Annotated in this window: 9 protein-coding genes; all 9 read right to left on the reverse strand. The window is 65.6% G+C overall.

What is annotated here, in order from left to right; all coding sequences use genetic code 11:
• Window positions 1-2: 2 nt before the first annotated feature.
• A complete protein-coding gene (gene tssM / locus ABD024_RS11775) occupies window positions 3-3536 on the reverse strand; it encodes a type VI secretion system membrane subunit TssM (RefSeq protein ID WP_343852816.1) in 3534 nt (1177 codons plus the stop codon).
• Window positions 3537-3541: 5 nt separating this feature from the next.
• Window positions 3542-4906, reverse strand: coding sequence for a type IVB secretion system protein IcmH/DotU (gene icmH / locus ABD024_RS11780; protein ID WP_343852818.1), 1365 nt, complete (start codon window positions 4904-4906; stop codon window positions 3542-3544).
• Window positions 4907-4910: 4 nt separating this feature from the next.
• The gene (tssK, locus tag ABD024_RS11785; protein ID WP_343852820.1) at window positions 4911-6248 is read right to left on the reverse strand and encodes a type VI secretion system baseplate subunit TssK; all 1338 of its coding nucleotides are present in this window, start codon (window positions 6246-6248) and stop codon (window positions 4911-4913) included.
• Between the two features lie 127 nt (window positions 6249-6375).
• Window positions 6376-7734, reverse strand: coding sequence for a type VI secretion system-associated FHA domain protein TagH (gene tagH / locus ABD024_RS11790; protein ID WP_343852822.1), 1359 nt, complete (start codon window positions 7732-7734; stop codon window positions 6376-6378).
• 391 nt (window positions 7735-8125) lie between these two features.
• A complete protein-coding gene (locus tag ABD024_RS11795) occupies window positions 8126-8674 on the reverse strand; it encodes a DUF6931 family protein (RefSeq protein ID WP_343852825.1) in 549 nt (182 codons plus the stop codon).
• A 16-nt stretch (window positions 8675-8690) separates the two neighbouring features.
• Window positions 8691-10703 (reverse strand): type VI secretion system Vgr family protein, encoded by a 2013-nt coding sequence (locus tag ABD024_RS11800; RefSeq protein ID WP_343852827.1) that lies wholly within the window; start codon window positions 10701-10703, stop codon window positions 8691-8693.
• A 199-nt stretch (window positions 10704-10902) separates the two neighbouring features.
• Window positions 10903-12219: a tetratricopeptide repeat protein gene (locus ABD024_RS11805; protein ID WP_343852829.1), complete on the reverse strand. Its 1317-nt coding sequence runs from the start codon at window positions 12217-12219 to the stop codon at window positions 10903-10905.
• Between the two features lie 189 nt (window positions 12220-12408).
• Complete coding sequence (locus ABD024_RS11810) at window positions 12409-12696, reverse strand: PAAR domain-containing protein (RefSeq protein WP_149363828.1); 288 nt, start codon at window positions 12694-12696, stop codon at window positions 12409-12411.
• 117 nt (window positions 12697-12813) lie between these two features.
• Window positions 12814-13569: hypothetical protein (locus tag ABD024_RS11815; RefSeq protein WP_343852833.1), on the reverse strand; the 756-nt coding region annotated here is incomplete at its 5' end.

Here is a 13569-nt window from a genome sequence, read left to right on the forward strand (position 1 = left end):
CGTTATCCCCCGCACCGGAAACTGGACAAGGCGTTGCTCAGGAACGGGTTCTTCAGGTTGTTGGCCTGGATCGTCACCTTCGCTACATGGCCGCCGAAGTTGAAGCTGGCCACGAAGCGCAGGTCGGACTGCTTCTGCAGGTTCGCCGCCTGCAGTGCGCGGAAGAACGCCCAGTCGCCGTGATAGTCGAATGTCGTCAGCAGCGTGCCGGCTGGATCGTAGGCGGAGATCGAGACGCGCCCCGGGGTCGGCCCCGGCCATTTCATGCTGACGTTGGTCGCGCCGCCCGGCTGGTATTCGTACTTCTGGCCGTCGACTTCGATCACCAGCTTGCCGATGCCGGCGTCGAGCGCCGGCGTGAGCAAGGTGAAGTCGACCTCGGGCATGTTGCCGCTGCGGAAGAACATCTGCTTGATCCGGTCGGCGCCCTGCAGTTGCGCCAGCATGCCAGCCGAGCCGCTGACCGCGCCGGGCCCGCTCTTCCATTGCCAGTTGCGGCCGCTGGCATCGATCAGCTTGCCGACCGTCTGGTTGTAGAAGCTGTCGAAGCGGCCGCCGTAACCGAACATCTCGCCGAAGTTCTGCAACGGGATGTCGTTGTTGCTGGACGGCGAGAACGGATAGCGGCCGCGGGTGAAGTCGGCGCAATCCTTGGCCACTGCCTGCTGGTACTGATCATCCAGCGCACCCTTGGTGCCGCTGGCCACCAGCGCCTGGCTCTTGCCGGTCAGTGCGGCGAACCAGCCGGAGGCCGGCGCCGGCAACTGCGTGGCCGCCTGCTGCGCCATCAGCAGTTGCGGATTCGGCTGCCCCGCGGCGGAACTGAAATCGCCCATGGTCAGCAGGGTCTTGCTGAGATCGTCGAGCACCCTCAGGGTCTGGTCGATCGGCGCCGCGCCCGGGCCGCCCTCGCTGAGCTTGTTGATCTGCTCGAAGTGATCGCTGATCGCCTGCCCCGGCTTCTCGCTTGCCGCGTCCGCCCCCGGCGTGCCGGCACCCGCGCCGGCCTGGGCCAGCGCGCGGGCCAATGCGGTCTGCGTGGCCTTCTTCTGCGCCAGCTGCCTGGCCATGTCCTCGGCCTTGTCCGCGGCATCGGCGGGCGGCGCGCGCATCAGGTCGTTGGTGTTGTCGCGCACCACCTTCAACAGCAGCTTCATCGGCGAATTGGGCCCGGCCAGCTTGGCGGCGATCGTGCTGGCATCCTGGATGTTGCCGATCGGCTGCAGTTCCAGGTCGGCCAGGATGCCGTCCCAGGCCTTGATGTAATCCTGCTCGTACAGCGCGAGTACCTGCTGCGCCAGATGGGCTTTCTGCAGCGAGTCGATCTTGCTGGCGCCGAACACCCAGTCGTCCGTGGCGAACTGCGTCACCGCCTGCTCGATGCCCTTGTCGACTTCGTCCTTGTACACCGGCTGGGTAAACAGCGCCGGCAGCGGATCGGACAGCGCTGCACCACTCCTGCGCCGGTACACGTTGCCGAGCAGGCCCAGCTCCTTGTCCAGTCGCAACGGCGGATAGGCACCATTGTCCGCGGTCAGCTTGATGTTGCCGTAGATCAGGCTCGGCAGGTCCGCGGTGCGCAGCGTGTTGCGCGCCTGCTCCACCAGATTGCTGTCCAGGCTCAGCGCGCGCAGGCGCCCCTCATGCCCGACCAGCGCGTCGAAGTGTTTGGTCAGCGCCTTTTGCAGGACCGGATCGCTGGGGAACAGGCGGCGCCATTCGATGCCGGCCAAGGCCACGACCTGGTCATGGTCGAGATGCTTCGGCTCGCCCAGCATCAGGTAGCCTTTGAGGTAGTAGTACAGCATCTGCGGGTCCGCAGCGTTCGCCGCCAGACCGGCGCGGAACTGCGATGCCACGCCCGGCAGCAACAGGCCGTTGAGTTCGCGGAAGTACGCGTCGCGCACCTCGTCGCCGACCGCGTTGCCCTGATACAGACCGAAGCGCATCGACAGCGGCACGTCGCCCTTGTGCTGGTCGGCGACATCCACCGCGCCGGACAGCGACTCCAGCCGCTCCAGCACCATCGCGAAATACGCCTGCTGGTTCGGCGCCAGCGACAGGTCACTCTGCGCCGGGTATTTCTGCAGCGCGGCCTGCACCTGGGTCAGGTAACCGCCGTTGCGTCGGTAGCTGCTGGCAAGCCCGAAGACCAGCAACGCACACACCAGCAGCACGCCGACGTAGGACACCGCCTGCAGCAGGATCTTCTGACGCTCCAGCTTCGGATCGGTACCGGCGAAACCCGACTCCTTGAACAGCACGTCCTTGAGCAGCCGCTCGACGAAGAACGTGCGACTCTGCGCACCGGGCACGTGCAGGCGCGACGCATCCAGCCCGAACGTGCGCGCCACCGCCCCCATCATGCGGTCGATCGGCGTGCCTTCCTGCGTGCCCGAGGTGAAATAGGCGCCGCGCAGCAGCAGCGGTGCATCGTACTGATGGCCGGTGAACACGCCTTCGACGAACTGCCGGGTGATCTCGCGCAAGGCGCCGAGCTGCTGCGGGAACGACAGGATCGCCGCGCGCCGGGTACGGTCGCGCTCACCGTGCAGGCGGTCGAGGATGCGCGTGTTGAGCCGGTCCAGCAGCAGGTTGAACTCGTCGAGGAACTGCTTCGCGGCGGTGCCGTCCATGGTCCTCCCGACCGGGAACGACATGCCCCAGACCTGGCTGCGCAACTCCGGGTTGAGGTCGTCGAAAAACTCGGTGAAGCCGGCGACCAGGTCGCACTTGGTGAACACCAGGTAGGCCGGCACGCCGATGCGCAGGTGCTTGGCCAATTCGTCCAGGCGCTGGCGAACCGCCAGGATGTGCTGCTGGCGGCCGTTGGCGTCCAGCGTCAGCAAGTCCGACAGGCTCATCGCCACGATCACGCCATTGATCGGGCGGCGCTTGCGGTACTTGCGCAACAGGTTGAGGAACTCCTCCCACGCCGAGGCATCAGCGCCGCGATCGGAATCCTGCGTGGTGTAGCGACCGGCGGTGTCGAGGAACACGGCCTCGTCGGTAAACCACCAGTCGCAGTTGCGGGTGCCGCCGACGCCACGGATCGCTTCCTTGCCGAACTTGTTCGACAGCGGGAAATTGAGGCCCGAGTTCTGCAGCAGCGTGCTCTTGCCGGAACCCGGCGGCCCGATCACCACGTACCACGGCAACGCATACAGATTGGTACCGCCGCTGCGGTTCTTGCGCAACGTCTCGACCGCCTCCTGGAAACGGCCCTGCAATTGCGCACGTTCATTGGCCGAGCGTTCGTCGCGCTCGCCACCGCCGGCCGGCGTGCCCTGATCACTCAGGTCGCTGGCCATCTGCTTGGCCTTGCCGCGCACGCGCATCTGCTGGACCTGCAGCCACACCGCCCAGATCACCACGATCACGATGATCACCAGCAGCCGCACGATCGGGCTGGCCAGCGGCTGCGATTCGCCGAAGCCGAGATAGGGACCTCCGAACCAGATCAGCAGCGACAGCAGCAGCAGGCCGACGAGGGTGATGAACAGGCGGGATTTGAACAGCGCAAGAAGCTTGCCCACGATGTTCAGTCCTCCGGGCTGTAAAGGATTTCGACGCGGCGGTTGCGCGCGCGATTGACCGGAAGATCGGCCGGCAGCGCGATCGGCTGCGAGGAGCCGGCGCCACTGGATTCCAGCCGCCCGGCATTGTCGATGCCGTCACTTAGAATCTGCAGCACCGAGCGCGCGCGTTCCGCCGACAGCACGTAGTTGTCCTTGAAACGCAATGAATGCACCGGCTGGTCGTCGGTGTGGCCGACCACGATCACCCGCCCCGGCACCTGGTTCAACGCCGCGGTGATCGCATGCAGCATCGGGATCTGCCTGGCAGCGACTTCCGTGCCGCCCGAGGCGAACATGGCAGCCGCGTTGAGGCGCACCAGTGCAGAGCCGTCCGGCTTCTCGTCGACGGTCAGCGCATTGGCCTGCTGCTGCCGTGCCAGCAACTGCTTCAGGCTCTTGCGCGCGACGGCCGGCGCAGGCTTCGGTCCGTCGCCCGGCGGCACGGCACCGCGCAGGCCGATCTGCGCGACCTGCGCGCTGACCGGCGACGACAGCTCGTTCAGCCGCGTGTAGAAGTACAGGAAGGCGCCAAGCAGCAGGCAGGCGCCGGCGGCCACGATCACCCACAGCGGCACGTAGCGCACCAGCGGGTTGCGCCGGTCCTCAAGGCCCTTCCAGTGCGGCGCCAGCTCCTCCGCCGCGGGGGGCCGCTGCGACTTGATGCGCCGGTACAGTTCTTCCTGGATGTCGGCCAGCTTGGCACGGCCGTCGGCCTCGATCTGGTAGCGCCCGCCGAATCCGAGTGCGAGGCAGATGTACATCAGTTCGATCAGGTCGATATGCCGCGAAAAATCCGCACACAAGCGGTCGAGGATGATGAAGAATTTCTCGCCGCCATACGACTCGCCGTGGAAGACCACCAGCAGCGTCTTCGCCGCCCAGCCGCTCTGCTGACCCCACGGCGTGTTCATCACCGATTCGTCGAGCGTCGAGCACAGCACGTAGCGCGCCGCGGTGATCGTTTGCGCGGCAATGCCGGCGGCCTGCGCGTTGCTCTCGAACTGGCGCACCTGCGCGATCACCTGCTCGCGCAAGTGGGTGGCATCGGGCTGCGACACGCTGTTGCGCAGTTGCACTGCCAGCAGCAGCAGTGGACTGGCCGCCTGTACCAGCGCGTTCAGTCCGCCACCGAGAAAATCGCTGATTGCCGCCGGCGGTGCCGCGTCGGCACGCGGCGCAGGCCCTCTCGCCGGCGTGCCGCCCGGTCGCGCGGCAGCCATCGGTACTGCCGGAGCAGGTGCCGGAATGGGAGGTGTCGGCGCCCCGCGCGGACGGACTACCGTGGCATCGCGCAGGGGATCGTCGTCGCTGGGGCCGTTGCTGCTCATGCGCTCAACCTCTGATCGCCCACAGTTGCAGGTCGAGACCGGCGAACTCGCCACCGAAATGGAAGGCAATGCCGCCTGACGTCTTCAAGGCCCGCCACATCGGCGAATTCTTGTCGAACTCGAAATACAGATAGCCGGAGTTGTACGGAATCTGGCGTGGCGCCACCGGCATCGGCGACACCGGAATGCCGGGCAACTGCAGGTTCACCAGGTCGCGGATCTTCTCGACCGGGCCGATCTTCGACTGCGCCGGCAACTGCCGGCGCAGATCCTCGGACTTCAAGTCGGCCTTGGCCGCCAGCACGAACGCGGCGGTGTCGAGCAGGCTGAGGTCCGGCACCACCGCCACCCACACGCCGAACTTGCGCTGCTGCAGCGGGATCGGGATGGCGGTCTGTTCCATCACCGCGCTGAGGCTGCCGCGCAGCGCGGCGATCAGCGGTTCGAAGCTTTCGTACAGCGCCTCGTGCCGGTACGGCGGGAACGCCGGCGGTCGCTTGCCGGGTGCGGTGAACGTGGACAGCTCGCCAGCCATCTCCGCCAGTACCCGGTAGAAATCTTCCGGGTGCAGGATCGGCGCGGCAGCCAGGTGTGCGATCAGCGGCTGGTAGCGATTCACCACCTGCAGCAACAGGAAGTCGGCGATCTCGGCGGCGCCGCCGCGGTCGGTCACGGCCACCCGGCTGGCCAGTGCTTCGCCACGCTGGTGCAGCAGGCCGAGCAGTTCGGTGAGGAAGGTCGTCAGCCGCGGCACGGCATGGCAACTCAGCGCCGTCGGCATGAAGGCGTCTTCGAGGATCACGCGCCGGTCGGAGCGGCACTCGACAATCCGCGCCAGCGGGATCTGCGCCAGGCCCTCCAGCGGCTGCGACTGCGGCAGCAGGCGGCTGTTGAGACCGCCCACTTCCAGCGCGGTCAACCCGTCGACGCTGCCGGATGCGTCACGCACTTCGGCTTCGCGCACGCGGAAGCGGAACAGTTTCTCGGCCGGCGCCTCGGGCCGACCGCTGTCCGGCTGCGCCGGCGAGCGCAATGGCAGGGTCAGGAAGACGGTCTGGTCGCGCCAGTTGCCATCGACCTCCAGCGCCAGCGGCAGCGGATCATCACCCGGCATCGCGAACGGCGTGCCATCGGGGAACACGCCGCGCGCGCGCTTGATGCCCAGCTTGCCGATCGCCAGCAGGTCGGTCTCCAGCTCCAGCTCGGAGAAGCCCCAGGTGTAGGGCCGCAGGTTGCCGGCACGCAGCTCCACGAAACGCTCGAGATAACGTTCCTGCTGCTGCAGATGCTGGGGCCGAAGGAAAAGTCCTTCGCTCCAGACGACCTTGTTGTTGTCCGTCATGCGTCGCGCCTGCCCCTGTGAGATTTCCCCGGCAGCGCTGCCGGGTATTCCGGTGCCGACGGCATGGCCGTCGACACGTCCCCTGGATCCGTTCCCCAGCCTGCGGCTGCGGGGCGCCCCTGCGCCCCTAGCGATGTGACTGCTGCATTCTCCGCGCCGATTTCAGGCGTGACAATTGTTCCTCGTAGGCCCGTGCGAATTCGTCGCCGAACAACCGGCGGAAGCATTCGTCCGGATCCCGCGACAGCCCCTCGAAATTCTCGCGGTACTTGTCCCAGTACTTGCCCTTGCCGGCAAACGCCGAACGCTTCGCGCCATCGGTTTCCTGCTCGAAACGATCCGGGTTGAAATGCACCAGCAGCGATTCGAACGCGGCGCGCACGCCGGCGAGCATCGCCATCTGGTGGCAGCGGATATCGTCGAAGGCATCCTCGAACGCCGCCGTGCCCGACATGAAGGCGCCATTCGACGGTGCCATGATCTTTTGCAGCGCCTCATCCGGGTTCGGCGCGAATTTCAGTGGATTGTTCTCGGAGCGCTGGATGATCGTGACCGGCAGGCGGAACGTGTTCTTGATCTCGGCGCGCGCGCGCAGCACGTCCATGACGCCGTCGACCACGACCCGGAAGATCTGGTCCACATCCGCCGGCAGCGCCGTCGGGCCGGTCGTCTCGGCAAGCGAGACCAGCGGCGGCGCATACGGCGGATGCATCGCGGCAGCGGCCGGCGGCGGAGCCGCTGGTGCGGGTGGCGGCGGGCTGGGCGGGGACGAGAAATCACCCACTGTCAGGTCCCAGTTTTCCGGCAACGCATTCACGCTGGCCTGACGCTGCCCGGTCGTCATGGGCGGGTGGAAGAAATCCTCCGTGCTGGCCGAATGGTTCCAGCTCGAGTTGGCGTTGCCGGTGGTCGCGCCGGACAGCAGACCGGATGAAGTGTCGGTCGAGCCGAGAAAACTCAGCGGATCGAGCTCGTCGGCAGAAGCCATGCCGATCGCGCCGGGAATCAGCTCCGCGTCCAGCGCGACCGCGGTCGGCGGTGGATGGGCGGGCGCGCGCGGTGCAGGATCCAGCAGGCCGAAATCCAGCGGATCCAGCACCGCCGCTGTCGGTGCAGCCAGGGGCTGCGGGTCCGACACGCCGTGCATGGCCGGCGCGGCCGCGGCATCCTGCAGGCGCACCTCCACTTCGAAAGTGTCGATCAGCAGCCGATCACCGTCTTTCAGCGCGGAGGGATCGCCCTTGATCAGCGGCGCGTCGTTCAGCAGCATGCCGTTGGTGCTGCGGTCCTCGATGAAGTACATGCCGTTGAGGTAACGGATCATCGCGTGGACACGCGAGACGCCGGAGGCGCTGAGCACCCAGTCGCAATCCTCGGAACGGCCGATGCTGCCGCCTGCGGCCTCGAACGTCCTGCGGCTGCGGCTGCCGAATTGGGCAGCCTGGCGACCGGCAACAGCAAGGATCAGAGTCTGCGACGTCGGCACGCTTGTGTTTCCCCTGCAACTGTCAACCAATCAGGACGGCGATGAATGGATCGCCCGTGCTCGTTCCGATGAATCAGTATCCGGGTATGCGGAAACCACCACTCGCTGATCGTTCGCGAGCGGCGTGCATTGCCCTGGAGTTGGTTGAACGTGCAGATGACTCCCCCCATCCGCGCCGGAGCATCCCACTCCCTTTCGCACCTGTGATCCGGAACCCCTGTCGCCGATGACTGCCGCGCCTGGTGCTGCGCAGGTCTCGCCCATCCCGGGGCAACGGAATCTCGCGACAGATTGACTGATGAGCCAGTCCGGCGCGATCAAAACAACCGTTCGCGATCGTATCGCCCATCCGCGCAACGGGCAAGCCGACAGGAACCGGGAACGGGCGGGCTCAGGCCCCGCCCGCAGGAGTTCCACCCGCATTGAGCAAGGTCATCGCCGGCTCGATGAATCCGACGCGGCGAGCCTCGAACGTCTCGGCCACCAGCGCGGCCAGCATGTTGATCCCGGCCACCACCGCACACGCCGTCAGGTGGTCCGGTGGCGGCACCGGGGTTGCCTGCGAAGCCGGCGCCATGCTGCCACCGGACCATCCGGCAGCAGCGGCCAGCCACGCTCCGGCCGACTTGTAGCCGCCGGCGTTGGCAAATTCGAACGCTGCGCGTCGATTGCTTTCGTTCGGCTCGCGCACCCACTTCTCCGCCAGCGAGGCACCGGCCCTGTCTTCGGGATTCAGCGCCTGGTCGCGCGCGCACTGGCACAGCCACGCCACGGCGTAGCGCTTCGGCAACAGCCGGGCGATCAGCTTCAAGGCGTCCTGCACCTGACCGGCCTCGACCAGGGCCCGAACTGCAACCGGCGCCGCCATCTCCGACCGCAGCAGGGCATTGGCCTGCTCGGACAATTCCATCTGGATCGACGCCTGCACGATTCCTGACATCTGCGTCCCCTCCCGTTTAGCCGATCATGATCAGGCCGCCGGACAACTGCGCCATGCCGTCGCCCTTGAGCGTCAGCATGGGCCCCTTGACGGTGGCCATGGCACCGCCCGCCACCTCGAGCATGGCATCGGAATGCATCTTCAGCGAGGCGCCCGCGCCAATATCCATCGTGGCGCCGGCCTTGATGCCGACCTCAACCTGGCCGTCGACTTTCACGCCCATGCTGCCGCTGATCTTGATGTTGACGCCCTTGATTTCGATCGTCCCGTCGCTTTTCATGACGATGCTGGAGGCGCCGGTGACCAGTTCGATCTCGGTGCCGGCGCTGAGCTTGAATTTCTGACCGATCGTGGTCGTGCCGTTCTGGGTGACGTCGAGCTTGTCGTCGTTGCCGACGGTGGTCTTGCGGTCGTGCTTGACCTCTTCGGTCTGGTCGTTCTTGATCGTGATCGTCTCGTCGTGGTCGATCTGCACGAAGTGGTCGTTCTCCACTTCCTCGCGCATGTCCTTCTGCGCGTGCAGGAACAGCTCCTCGCTGCCCTTCTTGTCCTCGAAACGGATCTCGTTGAAATCCGCCGCGGCGCCGCCCTCGTGGCTGCGGCTCTTGATGCCGCTCTGGGTCTTGTTGTCGGGCAGCGCGTACGGCGGCATGTTGTCGGCGTTGTAGACGCTGCCGATGACCAGCGGCCGGTCCGGGTCGCCCTCAAGAAAACTGACCACCACTTCCTGGCCGACCCGCGGGATGTGCACCGCACCCCAATTCTTGCCGGCCCATGACGAAGCCACCCGGACCGGACAGGAAATGTGCGCGTTCTTCTTGTCCGGCTTGTTCCAGTGGAACGTCACCTGGATGCGCCCGTACTTGTCCACCGCGATGTCTTCGGCCTTGTCGCTGCCCGCCACCACGGCCGTCTGCAGGCCCACGATCATCGGCTTCACCGCGGTCGGCAGGGTGCGGAACGGCTGCCGGCTCCGGATCACCGAAAAGTTGCAGAAGAACAACTCGCCGTCCTGCTGCCCGGAGGTGCGCGCAGCATTCTCGATGTGCACGGTCGAGCCGGTGACCAGGTACTCCTGGTTCAGTTCAGTGCGCGGGAATTTCGTCAGCTTGAACAACGCGCCGGTCAGCAGGCCAGGGGCAGTGGTCGAACCCGAGCACTGCGACTGGGACACGTTGATCGCCTCGATGCGAACCTGCGCGTAATGCTTGCCGGCGTCGCCAGTCTCGTGGTCGCCGGGGAAATCGAACGACTCGAGGCCGGGCACCGGATGGTTGTCGTCGGCATTGCTGATTGCCTCGGCCCCCAGCAACGAGGTCTTCGGCTTCAGCGGGTCGTAGTCGGTCAGCGAATACTTGGTCGTCTGCACCGAGCGCGCCGACGAAAAATCGGTGATCGAAACTTCCAGCGCCGCGCGGCTGTCCGTCGACTGCGGCCGGTACGGAAGTTCTTCATACCCCCCGGTGGTGGCGTGCGCGCCGAGCGAATCCGCCAGCACCATGGTGTGCACACCGTTGGTGTGCTGGAAGAAATAATAGATGCCTTCCTGCTCCATCAGGCGACTGATGAAGTTGAAGTAATCCTCACGATACTGCACGCAGTATTCGCGCGGCGAATAGTTTCCGCTGAGGCTCAGCTTGACGTCGCCATAGCCGATTTCGGACAGCACGGTCTTGACGATGTCGGGCACCGACATCTTGAGGTAGATGCGGCAATCCACCTTGTGCAGCAACAGCCAGGCCTTGGGCACCAGCGTCACCGCGTACTCGGCGTAGCGCTCTTCCTTGTAACTCTCGAACCCGGTCTGGGAAATTTCCGAGACCATGCCGTTGAAGTGACGCTTGTAACCCTCCGACTCGAACGCCACCGTCATCGAACTGCCGAGCAGCGGAAGCAGTTTGACTTCGCTGTCCTTGCTGAGCAGTTTCAACTGGTAGGAAAAAAGCTTCCCCAACTGCTCACTGCCCGACAGGCTCGCAGGCAGCAATTTGTCACCGAGGTCTGACTTCAGTGTCATCCGATGCGTCATATCCGATCTCCCCCAGCGAGCCCGCGAAAGCGCTCTTGCAATCCCGTCTGTTTACCATACTCGTGCCTTGCACGGGAGGCCCCTCGAAGCGCGGTACCTGCTGTCACAGCAGCACTCCCTCCTCCTATGCCGGCAGCCCACCGCTTCCATGTCCTCGACGCGCGCTGCACGCCGTGCGATCCGGCCTCCGCCCCCATGCCTATCCGCACCCGAGCCGGCTCTTGCGTGCCAGCACCACCCAGCCGGCCACCGGCTTGCCCACTTCCTTGCGCAATGCAGACGCGGCAATGCTCACCTCCACGAAACCGGCCGCACCCAGCACGCGTTCGACGTAGCGGCGCGCATGCCGATAGCGGCCACTGGAAGACAGCTCGGAACGATCCTCGTCGGCATCCATCGCCTCCAGCGTGAAAGCCAGCCGACCGCCGGCCCGCAGTGCCGCGTGGGTCGCCGCGAGCACCTCCACCAGGTCGCCGAAGTAGACCAGCGTATCGGCGGACAGCACGACGTCCCAGGTTTCCGGATGATCCCGCAGGTACGCGGTCAGTTCGGCCGTCACGAGCTCGTCGTAGCCGCCGCGCTGGCGGGCCTTTTCGAGCATGCCATCGGATAAGTCCACACCATCCAGCCGGCGCGCATGCGGCCTGATCAGTGGACCGCACAGGCCGGTGCCGCAACCGGCGTCGAGCACATCAAGCGCGCCTTCGGCCACCCCGAGCACGCCAATCAGTGCGTCGACCAGGACCTGCGGCGCGCGATAGTCCAGGTTCTTCAGCAACTGCTCGTCGAAGCTTTCGGCGAACCGGTCGAACACCTCGCGCACGTAAGCGTCGTCCGCCCGCGGCGGCGCCGCTTCGCCGCCGCAAGCGGCGAGCATGTGCCGTGGCACGGGATTGTCCGGCTCGCGGCCAAGCCAGTCACGATAGGCCCCGACCGCTTCGTCCTGCCGGCCCAGCATGTAAAGGGTGACACCGAGCGCATCGAGAGCACGCACATTGCTGCCGTCGCAGCGGACCGCGTTCCTGAAACAGGCCACGGCGTGCTGCAGATCCCCGATCTCGTTCACATGCCTGCGCAGGTACATGCCCATCAGGTAATGGGCGAGACTGAGTCGGGGCGCCCGTTCAAGCAGCTCGGCATAGGCCTGGAATGCCTCCTGGAAACGCTGCTGCGCCTCCAGCACCAGCGCCAGATTGCTCAGCGCATCGTGATGCTGCCCATTGCACGCCAACGCCTGGCGATAGCAGGCCTCGGCCTCGGCGAGGCTGCCGGTTTCCTTGTGGATGTTTCCGAGATTGTTGTGCGCGTCAGCATGCAGCGGGGCGGCCCGCAAGGCCATCCGGATCAGCCGGATGCCTTCATCGCTGCGCCCGCGCTGATGGCACAGCACGCCGAGAAAATGCAGTGCATCGGGCTGTCCGGCCTGCATCTGCAGCACCTTGCGGTAGAGCGCCTCCGCTGCTTCCAGTTGCCCGGCCTGATGCGTCTCGACCGCCTGGCGCACTATGGCAACCACGCCATGATCGACATCCGTCGCACGACGCTTGTGCCTGGCCCGGCTGGCCGACGCCCGCCTCACCCCGGCACCCGCGGGTCATTCCTGATCGGCCTTCCAGTAGCCCTCATTGCCACCCTCCTTGCCGCCGGGATCGGTGTCACGCGAAGTCATCTCCCCATGCCCTACCGCCGGCGTGCACGCCGCCACTCAGCTGATCAGCACCGTGGGACAACCCAGCACGATGCTTCCGCCATGCGCCGTCAAATCGCCCATGCGTGCAGCAGGCATCTTGTTGATGAGCACCTTGAACGAGCCCATCGCGATGACATCGGGCGGCCCCACGCAAGTCGCCATATCGCCGACCCGCGCAGCCGGCAGGCCGCCGATCAGTACCGTAACCGCACCCGGCGGCAGGATCGGACCACCCACGTGCGGCACCACGCCCGTCACCATCGGGCAGACATGCATATCGGTAATTCGCGCTGCCGGGGGCATATGGGATCTCCTGCTGTGAATGGATCTGCAACAACGCTTCGATGGTTTGTTCAATGTCCTGCCATCAAGCAAGCTACCTCGCCGGTCACGGCACCTGCGTCCGGCACCGGAATCACCTCAGCTCAGCCCGACCTGCTTCATCGCCTTGCTCTTGATTCCCGCGAAGAAGCCCTTCTTGGTGTGCGTTCCCTTGTCGCTGCCCAGCCCTTCCAATTGCAGTCGCGAACTGCTGATGTTCTTGGTGGCGATCTTCAGCATGGGGTCCATCTGTTTCTTCTTCATCAGTTCGACCTTGTCCATCCAGCCCGGCAAACCGATGTCGGCGATGAACATGTTGGCCACCGCCGAAGTATCGGCACACGTCAACAGGTAGCAGCCAAGGATGGGGCACTCGTTGAACACCGTGAGGTTCAGCGTGCTGGGCGCCGCCAACCGCTTGTTGCCGGCGCGCATGTCCTTGATGTCCAGGCCCAACCCGTAGAGCTGCAAGCCCAGGCTGGCCAGTGAATTGGCGATACCGATACCGGCCGTGGTGGCGGTGCCGAAATCCGCGAAAAGCCCGCCGATCTTGGCGCCGGTGGCAAGCGTCTGCTGCCCCAGCTGCACCGAGTGTTTGGCGAGGTCGCGCTTGATGATGAGCTGGATCGCCTCGGCCGCCGCACTGGGGTCGCCCAGGCGAAAACCGGCCTTGTAGTCGTCGCTCTTGTACAGATGATAGCCATCCTCGGCCACGGCCTTGCCGGCCTTGACCAACTTTACGCCACTGGTCACCACGCCAAGAACCGGGGTGATCTCATGCACCAGGTTCGCCAGCACCTCGCCGGTAATCGCCGCGATCACCTCATGGATGTTGTCCACATCGGCACATTGGAC

It is taken from the genome of Rhodanobacter soli (assembly GCF_039523495.1).
GTDB classification, from domain to species: Bacteria; Pseudomonadota; Gammaproteobacteria; order Xanthomonadales; family Rhodanobacteraceae; genus Rhodanobacter; species Rhodanobacter soli.

Excerpts from the sequence above, each read along its gene's own strand:
- tssK (WP_343852820.1), bottom strand. The coding sequence starts at position 6,248 with ATGACGGACAACAACAAGGTCGTCTGGAGCGAAGGACTTTTCCTTCGG.
- ABD024_RS11810 (WP_149363828.1), bottom strand. The coding sequence starts at position 12,696 with ATGCCCCCGGCAGCGCGAATTACCGATATGCATGTCTGCCCGATGGTG.
- ABD024_RS11800 (WP_343852827.1), bottom strand. The coding sequence starts at position 10,703 with ATGACGCATCGGATGACACTGAAGTCAGACCTCGGTGACAAATTGCTG.
- ABD024_RS11795 (WP_343852825.1), bottom strand. The coding sequence starts at position 8,674 with ATGTCAGGAATCGTGCAGGCGTCGATCCAGATGGAATTGTCCGAGCAG.
- icmH (WP_343852818.1), bottom strand. The coding sequence starts at position 4,906 with ATGAGCAGCAACGGCCCCAGCGACGACGATCCCCTGCGCGATGCCACG.